The sequence below is a fragment of the Ruegeria sp. AL2 genome (assembly GCF_056540845.1).
Window position 1 is genome coordinate 1 of the sequence record NZ_JBQFXM010000013.1, and the last position, 14,827, is coordinate 14,827.

The 14,827-nt window shown below is 55.9% G+C and carries 14 protein-coding genes; 7 read left to right on the forward strand and 7 right to left on the reverse strand.

Annotated elements, in window-relative coordinates:
• Window positions 1–119 precede the first annotated feature (119 nt).
• A complete protein-coding gene (locus tag ACR0ID_RS14915) occupies window positions 120–362 on the reverse strand; it encodes a hypothetical protein (RefSeq protein ID WP_480606588.1) in 243 nt (80 codons plus the stop codon).
• A gap of 60 nt (window positions 363–422) precedes the next feature.
• Between ACR0ID_RS14915 and ACR0ID_RS14920 the strand changes: the two genes are divergently transcribed.
• Window positions 423–1,595, forward strand: coding sequence for a rhamnan synthesis F family protein (locus tag ACR0ID_RS14920; RefSeq protein WP_480606590.1), 1,173 nt, complete (start codon window positions 423–425; stop codon window positions 1,593–1,595).
• Here ACR0ID_RS14920 and ACR0ID_RS14925 read toward each other — a convergent pair.
• The 3 genes from ACR0ID_RS14925 to ACR0ID_RS14935 all read right to left on the reverse strand — a co-directional run bounded on the left by ACR0ID_RS14925 (window position 1,592) and on the right by ACR0ID_RS14935 (window position 5,173).
• Complete coding sequence (locus ACR0ID_RS14925; RefSeq protein WP_480606592.1) at window positions 1,592–2,554, reverse strand: FkbM family methyltransferase; 963 nt, start codon at window positions 2,552–2,554, stop codon at window positions 1,592–1,594. The two genes, ACR0ID_RS14920 and ACR0ID_RS14925, sit on opposite strands and share 4 nt — an antisense overlap.
• 197 nt (window positions 2,555–2,751) lie before the next feature.
• The gene (locus ACR0ID_RS14930; RefSeq protein WP_480606594.1) at window positions 2,752–3,789 is read right to left on the reverse strand and encodes a hypothetical protein; all 1,038 of its coding nucleotides are present in this window, start codon (window positions 3,787–3,789) and stop codon (window positions 2,752–2,754) included.
• 1 nt (window position 3,790) lies between these two features.
• Window positions 3,791–5,173, reverse strand: coding sequence for a glycosyltransferase family protein (locus ACR0ID_RS14935; protein ID WP_480606596.1), 1,383 nt, complete (start codon window positions 5,171–5,173; stop codon window positions 3,791–3,793).
• A 540-nt stretch (window positions 5,174–5,713) separates the two neighbouring features.
• On the opposite strand from ACR0ID_RS14935, the gene ACR0ID_RS14940 reads away from it, so the two are divergent.
• The 5 genes from ACR0ID_RS14940 to ACR0ID_RS14960 all read left to right on the forward strand — a co-directional run bounded on the left by ACR0ID_RS14940 (window position 5,714) and on the right by ACR0ID_RS14960 (window position 11,927).
• The gene (locus tag ACR0ID_RS14940; protein WP_480606598.1) at window positions 5,714–6,595 is read left to right on the forward strand and encodes a glycosyltransferase family 2 protein; all 882 of its coding nucleotides are present in this window, start codon (window positions 5,714–5,716) and stop codon (window positions 6,593–6,595) included.
• Between the two features lie 364 nt (window positions 6,596–6,959).
• Entirely contained in the window at window positions 6,960–7,757 is a 798-nt protein-coding gene (locus ACR0ID_RS14945) for an inositol monophosphatase family protein (RefSeq protein WP_480474406.1), read from the forward strand.
• 4 nt (window positions 7,758–7,761) lie between these two features.
• Complete coding sequence (locus tag ACR0ID_RS14950; protein WP_480474405.1) at window positions 7,762–9,456, forward strand: Na/Pi cotransporter family protein; 1,695 nt, start codon at window positions 7,762–7,764, stop codon at window positions 9,454–9,456.
• A gap of 153 nt (window positions 9,457–9,609) precedes the next feature.
• Window positions 9,610–10,710: an alpha/beta hydrolase gene (locus ACR0ID_RS14955; RefSeq protein WP_480474404.1), complete on the forward strand. Its 1,101-nt coding sequence runs from the start codon at window positions 9,610–9,612 to the stop codon at window positions 10,708–10,710.
• Complete coding sequence (locus ACR0ID_RS14960) at window positions 10,707–11,927, forward strand: MFS transporter (RefSeq protein WP_480606601.1); 1,221 nt, start codon at window positions 10,707–10,709, stop codon at window positions 11,925–11,927. The genes ACR0ID_RS14955 and ACR0ID_RS14960 overlap by 4 nt, the downstream gene beginning before the upstream one ends.
• On the opposite strand, the gene ACR0ID_RS14965 is transcribed toward ACR0ID_RS14960, so the two are convergent.
• Genes ACR0ID_RS14965 through ACR0ID_RS14975 form a run of 3 tightly spaced genes read right to left on the reverse strand, consistent with a single transcriptional unit; the run spans window position 11,924 to window position 14,210 of the window.
• Window positions 11,924–12,511: a Smr/MutS family protein gene (locus tag ACR0ID_RS14965; protein ID WP_480606603.1), complete on the reverse strand. Its 588-nt coding sequence runs from the start codon at window positions 12,509–12,511 to the stop codon at window positions 11,924–11,926. The two genes, ACR0ID_RS14960 and ACR0ID_RS14965, sit on opposite strands and share 4 nt — an antisense overlap.
• Window positions 12,511–13,551, reverse strand: a complete 1,041-nt coding sequence (mltA, locus tag ACR0ID_RS14970; RefSeq protein WP_480606606.1) for a murein transglycosylase A — start codon at window positions 13,549–13,551, stop codon at window positions 12,511–12,513. The genes ACR0ID_RS14965 and mltA overlap by 1 nt, the downstream gene beginning before the upstream one ends.
• On the reverse strand, window positions 13,548–14,210 hold the full coding sequence (locus tag ACR0ID_RS14975) for a Tim44/TimA family putative adaptor protein (RefSeq protein WP_480559165.1): 663 nt from the start codon (window positions 14,208–14,210) through the stop codon (window positions 13,548–13,550). The genes mltA and ACR0ID_RS14975 overlap by 4 nt, the downstream gene beginning before the upstream one ends.
• A 108-nt stretch (window positions 14,211–14,318) precedes the next feature.
• On the opposite strand from ACR0ID_RS14975, the gene ACR0ID_RS14980 reads away from it, so the two are divergent.
• Window positions 14,319–14,819 carry an FxsA family protein gene (locus tag ACR0ID_RS14980; RefSeq protein WP_480474399.1) on the forward strand — a complete coding sequence of 167 codons (501 nt, stop codon included), beginning with the start codon at window positions 14,319–14,321 and terminating at the stop codon, window positions 14,817–14,819.
• Window positions 14,820–14,827: the final 8 nt, after the last annotated feature.

Sequence of the window (14,827 nt, forward strand, 5' to 3'; positions counted from 1 at the left end):
CTACCGCTTCAAGGCAAGTTCTGAAGCAAGGAAAACGAGAAAGGAAACGCCAACATTGACCACAACATAAACGCTGAGACATAAACAAAGGCGGGTCAAATCTCGGTGAAAATACCGGGTCACTTCTCAGCGGAAATCAACAGTCTGTCGGTCAAGTCGAGTGGGAAACCTTGCAATGGGTCAGTTAATACAACTCTGAGCTGCGCCACGGCGCAATCGGTCACAGGCCGCAGGAAATGGAGGATGCCTTCTATGCAAGCATGAATGCCCTTGATGAAGTCGCATAAGCTTTGAACAAAAAACTCTCCGGTAAACCCGGGGCGGTTCATTGCGCTTTTGAAGCCGCTGGCGGCGGTTGCCAATCACAGATACGTTTTATAAGCCTGTGATCTGGAACGAGGCGCAACTGGGGAGCTGACTGGATGCCACCGAGCAAGGTTATACGCGAGTTGCGCAGGCTGCTTTTCCAGATTGGCGGGCTGCCAAAGGCGATGCTTTACGACCCTTTTCGGCGGCTCTATTACAACTGTGTAGAACGTAAGCAGATCTCCCGGTTTGACGGGGCGGCGCCGCTAAATGAAAAAATCGCGATCTACCTGATTTTTCCCGGGCACGGCCTGCTCGCGTCGCATCTCGAGGCGATCAAATACATCGCCGCGGCGGGCTACGCACCGCTAGTTGTGTCGAACCTTCCGCTTAATGAGACAGACCGGGGCTGTGTCACAGAACAGGCCTGGAGATATCTCGAACGCCCCAATTTCGGCTATGATTTCGGCGGTTACCGTGATGCGATACTTGAGATCGAGGACCATTTGGACGACCTGCAAAGATTACTTATCCTCAATGATAGTGTTTGGTTTCCTCTGCCCGGCGCCTGTGACTGGATTGCAGAGGCCGAAACCAGCGGGCTGGATTTTGCCGCCGCCTGTTCACATGCCACGATCTACCAGATGAAACGGCGCAGGCCGCGTGGCGGTGACATGCCCGAGTATCAAACGTTGGAATGGGCCTATCAGCATACTGGTAACCGGAGGTTTCATTACGCGTCCTTTGCCCAATCGCTTGGTCCCAATGTGCTCCGTCATCCCGGGTTTGTGCGGTTCTGGAAGCGGTTGCGGCTGAGCAATTCGAAGTCTCGAACCGTCCGGCGCGGTGAGATCGGGTTTACCCGTTGGGTTCTGAGCACGGGGCTCAGCCATGGCGAGGCGTTGAACACAGCAGACCTGCCACAGCAGCTAGCCCGGCTTGGCACGGCTGAGCTCCGGCATATTGCAGAGACCTTGATCTCCTTCGGCCACCGTCACACGGCCGAGGTCGTGGCCTCCGCGCTGCAGGACAAAGCGCTCGACCGTGAAGCCCTGATCCAGTTGATCCTGTTTGTCGTGGCCCGCCAGGGGATCAGCTATGCAGTGCCGAATTTCACGGTTCCGCGCGGCTTTACCTTTCTGAAAAAATCACCGATTTGGGAAGATCACCGCACGTCGGACATTACGCTGGATGTGATCCGCACGTTACAAGGAGAGTTTGCCCAGTCGCTTTTCAACGAAGCCGTGGCGCTTCGTCCATTCCCTGAAACCACGCGCGCCCCGCACTAGGCGGCATCGTCTGGGGTGTTCAGAAATTCTGCAAGGGTCTCCCCCCGAACCGCGCGTCCAAGCAACGCGATAAGCTCCGATCGATTGAGTGTAAGCCAGCTCTCTTCCGCCCATCGTGGCGTGCGCCACATCGCCTGACGCAGTTCCCAGGAGTCGCGCACAGGGGCGGAGATAACCTCTGCAGGATTTATGTCCGCAGTTAGGGCCTCCAAACTTATGCTGTCCGCCCCAACAAGCACAGCCTCATAGGCCATTGGAAAGAAGGTCTCCGGGTTCTGTTTGAAATTGCCCGCGCGAAACGCGGGAAAAGCGATATAGAGCGGCGCGTACCCGAGGGCTGTCATGGCCTCCAGCACTTTCAGACTGCCGGACTCTTCGTTACATTCAGCCCAGATCACGGGCTTGCGCGCCTTCAGGTAATCGAAGTCACTGCGCAACGCGTTGAATTCCCACCCCTCGACATCGAGCTTCAGGCAATCGTAATCCCCATAGGTTTCCCGGATACGCCACAAGGGTAACGCCGTGACGTTTTTATCAGATGTGACCGCGTCCTCGGGTGCGGCCACATAGGTAAGTGCGCCTTGGTTGCCATCCGTATCCCCGGCCTGAACAAGGGTTTCTTCCGTGAGGCCGATGGCATGGGAGGCGACATCCCACTCGCAGGGGCTGTTTTCCATAAGTGTGGTGCGCAAATACGGCTCCAGCGCCCGGCTGGGTTCGACTGCCAGAAGATGTGCCGGAAGCTGGTCCCAACTGGCCGCCATCTGCACGGCACCAAGCCCAAAGGTTCCCAGAAAGGCCCCACCGTCAACGACCCGGTCATTCTTGCGGATGAGCCTTGCAAAGAGCCGTTGCTCGATCGGGGCCCATTCCCCAAAAGCATGAAGCGCACTGACGATTAGATCGTCTGGCCAGTTGGGAACGGAGATCGTTCCATAAAGCGTGTCGATTCGAGCCATTTAGTACACACTGACACGGCTTAACGTCTTGGGGTTCCGCATGTGATCCTCTTGCCGTGTAGCGTTTTATAGTGAGTAGCATAATGATCAGGGGATACCAGCCCGAATTTGTGTTAAGAATAGCCACTGCTTTGCAGAACCGCCTACGCGGGGTTTATAGGCCTACGCCAGCATGCCGAAACGCAAGTCGATTTCAGTCACAGATAACCTTCTGCGGCCAGCCAGGCTTGAAACGAGCCGGTTCCGGATACGAAAGGTTCGGGGAAGGCGTTCTGTAAATCGACCCGGTTCCGGTACAATTCCCGAACCAATTTCGGTATTTTCGTACCATCGCTGAACTGACCATAGTGCCACCAACGGTCTGGAATGTCCGGATCCGTGTAGTCCTTGATTTTCTGGCGGTACCACCACCAAAGCTCGAAGATTTCGCTGTTCTCCCCGGCATAGCGACGGGTCATCGCATCCCCAATCGGACCAAGCTTGGTGAAGTGATAAAAGCGGAGTGGATGGCCATTGATCAACGCCAACCCCTCCTCATTGAATTTCATGGTGCGGCGGCTCAGGTTCCAGCTTGCGACATTGTAGCCGGGATCACGCAAAACGCGCACATCGTCGAAGAAGCAAGGTACAAGATTGCACCATTTCTGATCCACGAATACACCAATATCGAGCCGGTCGTGGCACCAATCGTCGAGACGCGCGGCCCACCAATCGGCAAAGCGCCGGGCTTCGGGACAGTTCTGCACCGCAACGAAGCCAAGATTGAACACACCGTAATCCAGCGAGGTGATCTCGTTGTCGATGAGTGCTTGGGTGTCCAGTTGATCGTCGGGATCGAGCTGGTGGGGGGTCAAAACGATAGAGGCAGTCTCAAGGATTTCGGACACTGGGGTGACCGGGTTAAACAGTGCGATATCGGGATCGAAGTAGAACACCTGCGTGCATTCGGGCTGATCCATGATGTGCTGCAAGGCCCGGCCTTTAACCGCCGTACAGGCCTCGACAATATCGTGTCGGAACAGCCAACTATTAGTTGTCTCGCCGTAAAGGTCTTCCGCGGTCACAACATGGTCAAAGTCTTCCTTACTCCAGTCGAGCTCGAAATCCGGTGGTGTCTTGTCGGTCAGAACCGCCCACAATATCCAATCGGGGTGATGTTTGCGCAGGCTGGCTGAGAGCACGCGCGCGCGGTTGAGATAGCTGTAAGAAAAACTTGTATAAGCGTGAACGGGCATATCAGGTTTTCCCCCAAAAGACGCTCAGCGAAAGCTGGCTGTTTGATGAGACGACCTCGGAGGCAGCGCGTTCGGCGCGGACTTGAGCTACCAGTGTGTCTACGGCGTCCGAGGACAAGAAGCGCATCAGGTCATTTACGTCTTTCAACACAACGCCGCGGCCCATAGCCTCAACAGTGGCCGCGACATTTCCCGAAACACTGTTGGTGATCAGCGCCGCCCCGCCTTGATAGGCTTCGTAAGCGGTCAAAGCGAAGGTTTCCGGCCATTGCGGCCAATGCAGCACAATATCTAACTTCTCAGCGGCAACGGCCTCAACCATCGCATTGGGCTGCTTTGGCGTGATCTGGATCGGCACGTTGCGAACTTTCGACTTCAGGTTTGATTTGAAGAAGGAGACGAATTCGAACCTGTCGCGCAGAGCCTTGTCATGGGCCAGTTCTTCGAAAACCGGCCAGCCCTTGTGCCGCACGGGAGTGCCGAGAAAACCAATGCGAATGCGGGCGGACGGCGTTTCTGACACAGGCGCTGTCCGGTCTTGCCAGGACAGGGTGAGGTGCGGAACAGACAGGGTCTTTGCTGCTGGGAGGCCTGCCCGGGCCAGCCACAGATTGTGTGTGAACTCAGACGGTGCCAACACGGTGGGGGACAATGCCTCAAAGAGGTGTTTCATGCGTGGCAGATGGTGCACCCGCTCCTCGCCATAGGCACAGACCTCGCAGGCATTGGAGGTCACATCCGGCGCGCCGCAATAGCTCAGATCGTTGCGCAGCAGCTTATAGCCAGGGCAAATTGTGAAATAGTCATGCAGCCAAAGCACTATATTTTCAGACACGATATGTGTGCCGAGCTGTGCGATCTGTTCGGGGTTGTGCCCGAGCAAATGGTGTATGGTGAGCGACAATTTCGTGCCCTCGTGCCGCAATGAACTAATTGCCGCGAGCAGATCCGACATAAGGCAGGTACCGACGGTTTGACCATTGATCATGAGTACAACGGCGATATCGGTGTTCTCGGCACTTGCAAGGCAGGGCAAGGGTTGCGCGGGGTGGATGTTGAGAAAATGGCCGCCCGCCTTGTTGACGAGATCTTGTTCGCGCATCAGACAGACTTGCACACCGCCTGGGACTTCCGTGTAGTTGTCATGGCTAACGGACAGAACGGCCCATGTACCGTGGATTTGGTCCAGTTTCTGGATGACTTCGTCTTGGGGCAGAAGCTGTGGCGATTTGCCGGCCCGCTTCCAACCCTCGGCTTGTTCGGATACCGGATGAAGCTGGTTCAGCACGTCGATCTGAGGCAGCGTGGTCTCAGCCTTTGTTTGAAAGGGCGACAAAGGCGCAGCTGCACGGGTGAGCCAAGGTCCAAAGACGGGGCGTACCATTCCATTTTTTTTGTAGACTACACGCTGAAGACCCCGTCTTGGAGTTTTATTGCGACGAAAAACGACGAGCCTTACCAGAGACCGAGGCTTCCAGTCTTCACGAAAAAATACCTTATTCCAGTTCAAATTTTGGATCCTCAGAGATTGGCAGCTAGCGAAACACGTGAGTTACCGACAAGTTTCTCGGCTATGGAGGGGCTACCATTGACGGCTGAAACCTTCAATCATGTTTATTGCCTCAGGGCGAAAGCTTCCCTGACAGGGGTTTGCTTTCAGTTCCCTTCCGGCTTTGGAGCCTTTGCTTTTGTTATAACCGAGTAGAAGTTGTTCAAGGACAGCATCAAAACCTCGCGGAGAATTCGGTCTCGATTCAGGGGTTCTTCAATAAACAACACAGGAACGGGTTTCTATAGCTTGTTGCGCGAACTGAATCGTGCCCGCCTCAAAGTGAGAAAGCGGAGGCTTGCTGAGAAAGGTAAATCTTCCTAAAGGTCAGACGACCGGGAGATTCCTCCAGTCTTATCAAATTCCGAGATGTAAATGAACGGACAAGCATTGGAACCGCGTGTTACAATTATCAGTGTAACCTATAACAGCGCCAGCACTCTTCCTCAGATGCTGGCGTCGGTTCCCGATGGTGTTCCGATAGTGTTGGTCGACAATGGTTCGGGCGATTTAGAAGAGCTAAAGCGGCTTGCACAACTCAAGAACGCCAAACTCATTCTAAACGACCAGAACATGGGTTTTGGAGTAGGGTGTAACCAGGGTGCAGCCGGGGTAGAGACGGAATACTTGCTGTTTTTGAATCCGGACGCGCGCTTAACGAGCGGCAGCTTGGAGAAGATGCTGGCCGGTGCAGACCGTCACAAAACTGCTTCAGCGTTCAACCCCGCATTTACTCAAAAGTCTGGCAAAGGATTGCTGAAACGATCCAGTGTCTTGCTACCACGTAATAAGTGGTTGCGCGGGATTGAAACCGATACTGATTTACAGGTTCCGATATTGTCTGGCGCAGCGTTGCTTGTGCGCCAGTCGGCGTTCGAGAAGGTCGGTGGATTCGATGCAAATATCTTCTTGTACCACGAAGATGACGACATCTGTCTGCGTTTGAATGAACAAGTGGGGCCCTTGATATTCCTTCCCGACGCGGAAGTAACCCATATTGGTGGAGAATCTTCTCCCAAAAACCCAAAGATAGCTGCGATCAAAGCCTGGCACATGGGTCGCTCACGTGTTTACGCGGCACGCAAACACAAACGCCCGGCTCCTTTTTTGAATGCATTGATAAGTGCTTTACTGCAGGTGGCTTCACCTCTGGTTTTGTTTTCAAAACGAAAACGCGCCAAACAGGTGGCTTTTCTACGAGCTGTATGGTCAACGCGGAACTTGTCTTCATCGACTTCGGGTAAACAGCACGAGTAAAAACGCACGGCTTTTTTCAAGCTTTCCGGCCCCCAACGGACCTCTGACATTGGGGTTTGACTGTTTTGCTAACAACCGGCCTGAGTCTGCAAAAAACAGTCGGCGTGGTATTTCTCTAAATCCACACATTTATCTTGAATACGAGGTAATGTAAGATTTTTTTGTTGTACTTGGGTGGTTTTGTGGGATTACTGTGGAAACTTGTGGTGGAATTTGAGGACCCCGATGCAGCAAGACTCACTTCAGACAAAAAGTGAGTGCCAAAGGCTTTTGTTTGGGCTTTACCCAGACCAACGCCGACAAGGGGCTTTCTAACTTATCGCCTCCAATACCCGCGCTTCATCGCTAAACAGGATAGAATCGAATGCTGAATCCAAGGACCTCACAGACCGACGAAAGCGCCGACCTGCTGTCTCATGCGGTAAAGATAGCTGACCTGGCCAGCGAAGCAGCGCGGGGGTATTTTCGTGGCGCGCTGGGGGTCGAGTTCAAATCGGATGAAAGCCCGGTGACACAGGCCGACAAGGGTGTTGAATCCCAGGTTCGCGCCTATCTTGAACAGTATTTCCCCGATCACGGCGTCTTTGGAGAAGAACATGGGTTCGAAGGGCAGGAGTGCCGCGAGGTTTGGATCATCGACCCGATCGATGGAACCCGGTCATTCCTGTCAGGTCATCCGCTGTTTGGATTTCTATTGGGGCATCTGGTTGACGGAAAACCGGATATCGGCGTGATCGGCATGCCAGCGATAAATGAAGTGTTTACCGGCGTTTTTGGCCAGGGCGCCACGTTGAATGGCCATGCGATCACGACTTCGGCCCAAACGCGGCTGGATCAGTCCATTCTTTTTGTAAACGAAGGGGACAAGATCTATCGCGATCATCCGGCGTTATTCGACAGGCTGATGCAATCTGGACAGACCAGACGGTTCGCCTATGATTGCTACCCCCATGCCCTGCTGGCGGCGGGTCATGTGGATGCTGTGATCGACTATGATCTACAGCCCTATGATTACCTGCCAGTGCTGGCCGTGGTTGAAGCTGCGGGTGGGGTGATGACAGATTGGCAGGGTCAGCCGCTTGACTTGAATTCTGACGGCCGGGTGATTTCAGCGGCTACACCCGAGCTGCACGGGGAAATGTTGGACTTGGTGAACGGGTAGGATCATGGCGATAGTAAGCTTTCTCATCAGCCTGGCCGGAGCCACGATGCTGCTGCTTTACGCAGTGCGGATGGTCCGCACTGGGATCGAGCGCAGCTATGGGGCTTCGTTCCAGCGCCTCATGACGGGCCAAAGCCATTATGCGCAGGCGTCAATGGTGGGTATTGTGATGGCGGTGGTTCTGCAAAGCTCGGCAGCGGTTGCCCTTTTGACATCGGGTTTTGCTGCCGGAGGTTTCCTGACCTTTCCCACCGGTCTTGCAATCGTGCTGGGCGCTGATCTCGGTTCGGCGCTGATTATTCAGGTGTTGTCATTCCAGCTGGGTTGGCTGATACCTTTGCTTCTGGCAGTTGGCGGGTATCTGTTTGTCAAGACCGAGGCCAAGAGGCCCCGGCAATTGGGGCGCATCCTGATGGGGATTGCGTTCATCTTGATTTCATTGCGCTTTTTGCGCGAAGCCATGGACCCGATCCGGGACAGTGCCTTTCTGCCTGCCGTCGCCGAGTATCTGGCACGCGACTATATTACAGCGTTTCTGGTCGGCGGCGCACTGGCCTTTGTCATGCATTCCTCGGTCGCGGCAATCCTGATGTGTGTGACGCTGGTCCAGATTGGCGCGATTCCGTTTGCCGCCGGGCTGTCGCTGGTATTGGGGGCCAATTTCGGTTCAGCCTTCATACCTGTTTGGCTGAGCCGGGGGATGGAGATGCCTGCCAGGCGCATACCTTTTGCCAACCTGGCCTTGCGCGGCAGCTGGGCGATAGTCACCCTTTTCGCGGCGACTGCGGCACTGCGTGCCGGTGTTCTGGGGGATTTGCAGGGCGGTCAGATGCTGGTCAATGCGCACCTGGCATTCAATGCCTCGTTGCTGGTGCTGGCGCTGCCGTTCTGCGGGCGATTGCGAGTGCCGTTCGAGCAGTTTTTTCCGGACCCGAAATCTGCGAACGCGCTGGCCCAGTCAGGTCGCCCGGCCAGTGCGCTGGACGTACGCACTGCTGGCAGCCCGTCCCAGGCGCTGTCCAGCCTCAAGCGTGAACTGCTGCGAATGAGTGATCTGGTCGAGTCGATGTTCCGCCCGTCGCTGGAATTGTACCGCAGCGGCGACAAGGACCAGATACGCGCCGTAAGGGACATGGACGAAGATGTGAACGACTGCCTGTCGGGTGTTCGAAAATTCGTGGCCGCCATTCCCGAGGAGACATTCGGAAAGCAGAACGCAAAAGTGGCGCGCGACCTGATGGAATACGCAATCCGGCTGGAAACTGCGGGCGACGTTGTTGCCAAGCGGCTGACTGTTCTGGCGGGCGACATGCGGAAGAAAGGTGCTTCATTTTCAAAAGACGGCTGGTCGGAACTGGTTGAGATGCACGAAGGCATCCTCGCCAACCTCAAACTGGCCTCAAACGTTCTGATTTCGGACGATCTGGAAAGCGCCCGTCTGCTGAGCCTTGAGAAAACCGAAATCAAACGGGCCGAGCGTGACAGCCGCAAACGCCACCTCAAACGCTTGCAGCACGGCAGTACGGAAAGCTTTGAGACTAGCGATATCCACTTGGAAACCCTGCGCGCGTTCCGGGAATTCAACAGCCACATCGCTGCGGTGGCCTATCCGATCCTGTATCGAAACGGGCAATTGCTGGAAACACGCCTGATCGAAGAAATGCCGCGCAAAGAGCAGGGCGAGGACACAGAGGTCTAGGCTATCGGTACCGGCAAAGGTCGGTTTCGTAGGGGTGCGGTCTGTTACAGATTGTAACCGCTCAGGCCGGTTTCTGCCGCTTTTGCGCGTGGCCGTGCTGGACGCGGGATTAGAATAAGGTAGCGTGTCGGCACTTGTTTCCGGGGGCTTTCTGTGCTGCGTTTCTTAATCTTCATTCTGTGTCCGGTCGTGCTGGCGGCCTGCGTCGACCGGACCGTATCCGAAACGGTCCCATCTGCATTGAAAATCGGAACTCCCGAAACAGTTTTTGCGGCCACCACACGTGCACGCGAGCCCGATGGCGCGTATGGATTCCGCCGCGCAGAACGCCTGCAATTTCTGGAAACGACCGTGTCGATACCACCGGGCCGTTCACCGGGAAGCCTTAAATTTTCATACGCAAACCCTGACCCGAGAAAGCAGTTCGTACTGGCAGAGGTCGATCAGCTAAGCGGACCGCAACAGTTGAAGGACAGGCTGAGTGGGGCTGACGAAGTCACGATTTTTGTGCATGGCTATAACTCCACTCAGACAGAGACATTGTTCCGGGCTGCTCAGCTGTCACATGATATCGGTATTCCCGGTCAGATCCTTGTCTATTCATGGCCCAGCCGCGCGACGGGCTATGGTTATGCCTATGATCTGGACAGCATGTTGTTTGCCCGTGATGGGCTGGAGGAAACCATTCGTCTTCTCAAGTCGATGGGGGTCAGGCGGGTGGCCCTTGTGGCGCATTCAATGGGCGGCGCGCTGGCTATGGAGATGATACGGCAAACCGAACTGAAACAGCCGGGCTGGGCAAAGCGAAATCTGGAAGGTGTTATTCTGATCTCTCCCGATCTGGACGTGGATGTTTTTCGGTCGCAGATGAACAGTATCGACAATCCTCCTGATCCTTTTGTCGTGATGGTGTCCAAGAAAGATAAGATCCTGAACATTTCAGGTCGGCTGAGGGGAACCGCCGATGGTGAAAGGCTGGGCAATATCGGATCGGCCGAGAAACTGTCCGAATATCCGATTGAAATCGTGGATACGACTGCCTTCAACAGCGATGCGGAATCTTCCCATTTTGTGGCCGCCACTTCTCCGGCCCTGTTGACTATCCTCCGCTCCGTGCGCCGGGTCAGCGAAACCTTTGGGCGCGATGACCGGCGCGGGATCGACATCCTCGTACCGCCAAGCCAGCGCAATCCTGTTGGCGCAACAGAAATCGTGCTGACTGAAACCGGCCAGGCCCAGGTGAGCAATCCGTGACGCGGGTTTCCCTGCACCGGTTTCTTGTGGACAACGCGACCTGGCTTGCGACCGGCGTTCTGCTGACATTTCTGTCCAGTTTCGGGCAAACCTTTTTCATCTCGGTCTTTGCTGGTGAAATCCGCTCTGAATATGGCCTCAGCCACGGCGCATGGGGTGGGCTGTACACGTTAGGCACGACCCTGTCTGCAATCGTGATGATCTGGGCTGGAGGGTTGACGGATATCTTCCGCGTACGGGTATTGGGCCCAGTTGTGTTGGCGGGACTGGCGTTGGCCGCCATTGCAATGGCGCTGAACACCTGGCTGCTGCTGTTACCACTGGTGATCTTTCTGCTGCGGTTATTTGGGCAGGGGATGAGCACGCATCTTGCCGTGGTCGCAATGGCCCGCTGGTTCACGGTTACGCGGGGCAAAGCACTTTCCATCGCGTCCACCGGCTATGCGCTTGGCGAGGCGTTGTTGCCGCTGATTTTTGTTGGCGCCATGGTCTATCTGGATTGGCGCTGGCTGTGGGTTGCCGCGGCGGGCATCACGGCGCTGGGTATTCCGGTTCTGATGCGGCTGCTGCGAGAAGAGAGAACTCCACAAAGCCTCGCCAACGCGTTTTCAGCATCGGGAATGCAGGGAAAACACTGGACCCGGCGGGACGCTCTGTTCCATCCTTTGTTCTGGTTTATGGTGCCATCAGTGCTTGGGCCATCCGCATTCATCACCGCATTTTTTTTCCATCAGGTTTTTCTGGCTGATGTGAAGGGTTGGCAGCATATCCAACTGGTGGCTCTATTCCCGATCTTTACCGGAATATCTCTGTTTTCCATGTTTGTCGCAGGCTGGGCGCTGGATAAATGGGGGACCGCCCGGATCATGCCCTACTACCAGCTTCCGATCGCACTTGGGTTCGTTATTCTGGGCACAACCAATTCGATCAGCGGCGCGACCCTGGGGCTGGTCTTCCTGGCCTTGACGGTTGGAGCAAACAGCACATTGCCCAGCGCATTCTGGGCCGAATTCTACGGAACCCGGCATATCGGTGCGATCAAGGCGATGGCCGCGGCCGTCATGGTGCTGGGATCGGCCATCGGCCCGGGCCTGACCGGCGTTCTGATAGACCTTGGCGTTTCGCTGAACACACAGTTCATCTGGATTGGGGTGTTCTTCGTGCTGGTTTGCGTTCTGGTCCGAACAGGCATTTCCCGCGCCCGTCGGGATTTTTAGCGCATTCGCCTGAGATAGACGTAATAAGCACCCTCGCCGCCATGACTGATATGCGCGGGCGTGATCTGCATCACCGCCTGCGCCAACGGCGGTATGGACAGCCAATGCGGCACTTGATTGCGTAATACGCCACGCGGCGTCGGGATTGGGCCGGGTTCGTCGCGGTCCTTGCCCTTGCCGGTTACCACCAGAACCAGTCGTTTACCTTGTGCCTGCGCGCTCAGGATAAAACGGATCAACGCAGGATGGGCCGTATCAACCCGCATACCGTGAAGATCCAGCTTGCCTTCGGGCTTTAGCTTACCGCGCTTCATCCGGCCAAAAGCCTTGATATCCATCTGAACAGGCGCGGCACGCAGCGTGTCCGTCAACGATGGTTTCAGATCGTTTGGCTTCGAGTTCGGCTGAAGGTTCTGACCAAGCTCAAAAACTTCAAACCGGGGTTTTGGTGTTTTTCTGGGCCTGGGTTTCGGCAGGGTGGTCGGATGGACGGTCTGAGGACAGTCCGGATGCAGACGCTCGGCCTGTTTGGTGACCTTGCGCCAAAGCTCGATCTCATCGGTTGTCAGTTTGCGCCGGGTCATCAGAATTCATCCGGCAACAGGGCATAGGCGCGCTGAATGGGCAACAACAGAACCATCCGACCCGGATCTTTCAGCCTGCCCGCAGCCTGTCCGGCTTCTTCACCGGTACCGAAAAAGATGTCCGCCCGTTGCGCGCCTTTGATGGCCGCGCCTGTGTCCTGCGCGATCATTAGCCGTCGCAACGGGTTTTCACCGTCCTTTTCCACCCAGACAGGTGCGCCCAATGGCGTATAAGCGGGGTCCGCCGCAATCGAGCGCATTGTCGTGATCGACCGGTTCATCGCCCCCAAAGGTCCAAATTCAGGGGCAACGCGTGAAACTTCGCGAAAAAACACGTATGACGGGTTGTGAAACAGCAACTCGGCACCGGCCTCGGGGTTCTTGCGCACCCAGGCGCGGATCATCTGGGCGCTGACCTCATGCGCACCCAGAACCCCGCGTCGCACCAACTCGACACCGATCGACCGATAGGGGTGACCATTCGCACCACCATATCCAACCCGCAGCGCACCGCCATCCGACAATCGAACACGCCCCGAGCCCTGAATTTGCAGAAAGAACAGCTCAACTGGGTCGTCGACCCAGGCAATCTCTAGCCCGCGGCCCTGCATCACATCGCCGGTCAGGATGTCACGACGGCTCAGCCATGGTCCTTCCGCACGGGCTTCGGGCGGCATCTTGTAGATCGGGTATTTGAAACGGTCTGTCCGGGTGCGCGCGCCGTCAAGCTCGGGTTCAAAATAGCCGGTAAACAGGCCCTCTTTGTCATCCTCGACCAGAACAGGGCGGAAGAATAACTCGAAAAAGGCGCGGGCAGCATCCGGTTCATATGTTCTGGCCACACCACACAAGGCGCGCCAATCCGGGTCATCCAGATCACCGCACGTGTTCAGAAAAACGGAAAGGGCCGAGCCGTGGTCGTCCTCCGCCCAGCCCTGCAGATCGTCAAACGACAGAATGGATCGCGTTGCCTCGGCTCCGGCAGCACTGGCGGTGGTCATTGCGCCCACCAGTAAAAGCGACCGAAGCGTTGCAATCATGCGTCCGTGGCGACAAGCAGCCAGTTCGGATCGTCCTTGCCCATGACACGGGCAAAGGTCCAGCTGTCCTTCTGGCGCTTCACGGTATTCGGGTTGCCTTCGACGATGTCGCCTCCGCGATCGCGCACGACCGAGGTCAGCTCTCCCACGAACTTCATCGTGATTTCGGCCTGGTTCGTATCCTTGTCGAATTTCACATCCGTCAGGGTGGTTTCCCGCACGCCGATGAATTCGGCCTCGATGGTCAGGCCCTGATCTTCACGTGCTGCCACGACCGAAACGAAAGTCTCGAACACTTCTTCCGACAGGAAAGGCTGGATTTCATCCAGATTGCCCCTTTCAAACCCCATCACGATCATCTCATACGCACCGCGCGCACCCTGAACGAACTCGCCGACCGAGAAGCCGGGCTCGACACGTTTCATTGCAGCCAGGGTTTGCGCCTGTTCGCTGTCTTCGGCGACATGGTCGGTAATGTCATGATCCGGGCCGCCATCGATCACCTCGAAACCGCGGCGCGATTTATGGGCTTCGGGCTGTTGCTGCACAGGCGGTTTTTCAAAGCCTTCACGCGTGCCCAATACGCTTTTGAGGCGCAGGATCAGGAAAATGGCAATTCCGGCCAGGACCAGGAGCTGGATCATAGGGTTGTCGCTCATTTCATTCTCTTTTCAACGCCGCGACTTTGTATACACGGCCTCATGCCACTATGTAGGTGACAGTGAGTGGCAAGTCCACAGCCCGGCCTAAGGGAAAGGATAACGCAAATGTATCTGTTCTTGGCATTTTTGTTGGTGCCCATAATCGAAATCGCGCTGTTTATTCAGGTTGGTGGTTTGATTGGGTTGTGGCCGACACTTGCCATCGTAGTGCTGACCGCGGTTCTGGGCACGGTTTTGGTGCGGACACAAGGTCGCATGGCGCTTGGACGGCTGCAACGGTCCTTTGCCGAATTGGACGATCCGACCGAACCCCTGGCCCATGGGGCAATGATCCTGTTGTCGGGCGCTTTGTTGCTGACACCGGGTTTTTTCACTGATGCCGTTGGTTTTGCGTTGTTAGTTCCCGGTATCCGCATCGCCGTTTTCCGGTACCTGAAATCCAAGGTTACAGTGACTCAGTTCCAGATGGGGCCGGGCCCCGGATATCAAACCCGGGGGAACCCTTTCGATCAGGGCGATATCATCGATGGGGAATTCACCGAAGTTCGGCCAAAAAAAGACTCCTCGAAGCCTTCGAAATGGGTGGAAGGCCCCCACCAGCATTGAGGTGCCGC

Excerpts from the sequence above, each read along its gene's own strand:
- ACR0ID_RS14920 (WP_480606590.1), top strand. The coding sequence starts at position 423 with ATGCCACCGAGCAAGGTTATACGCGAGTTGCGCAGGCTGCTTTTCCAG.
- ACR0ID_RS14925 (WP_480606592.1), bottom strand. The coding sequence starts at position 2,554 with ATGGCTCGAATCGACACGCTTTATGGAACGATCTCCGTTCCCAACTGG.
- ACR0ID_RS14930 (WP_480606594.1), bottom strand. The coding sequence starts at position 3,789 with ATGCCCGTTCACGCTTATACAAGTTTTTCTTACAGCTATCTCAACCGC.
- ACR0ID_RS14935 (WP_480606596.1), bottom strand. The coding sequence starts at position 5,173 with ATGGTACGCCCCGTCTTTGGACCTTGGCTCACCCGTGCAGCTGCGCCT.
- ACR0ID_RS14940 (WP_480606598.1), top strand. The coding sequence starts at position 5,714 with ATGAACGGACAAGCATTGGAACCGCGTGTTACAATTATCAGTGTAACC.
- ACR0ID_RS14945 (WP_480474406.1), top strand. The coding sequence starts at position 6,960 with ATGCTGAATCCAAGGACCTCACAGACCGACGAAAGCGCCGACCTGCTG.
- ACR0ID_RS14950 (WP_480474405.1), top strand. The coding sequence starts at position 7,762 with ATGGCGATAGTAAGCTTTCTCATCAGCCTGGCCGGAGCCACGATGCTG.
- ACR0ID_RS14965 (WP_480606603.1), bottom strand. The coding sequence starts at position 12,511 with ATGACCCGGCGCAAACTGACAACCGATGAGATCGAGCTTTGGCGCAAG.
- mltA (WP_480606606.1), bottom strand. The coding sequence starts at position 13,551 with ATGATTGCAACGCTTCGGTCGCTTTTACTGGTGGGCGCAATGACCACC.
- ACR0ID_RS14975 (WP_480559165.1), bottom strand. The coding sequence starts at position 14,210 with ATGAGCGACAACCCTATGATCCAGCTCCTGGTCCTGGCCGGAATTGCC.
- ACR0ID_RS14980 (WP_480474399.1), top strand. The coding sequence starts at position 14,319 with ATGTATCTGTTCTTGGCATTTTTGTTGGTGCCCATAATCGAAATCGCG.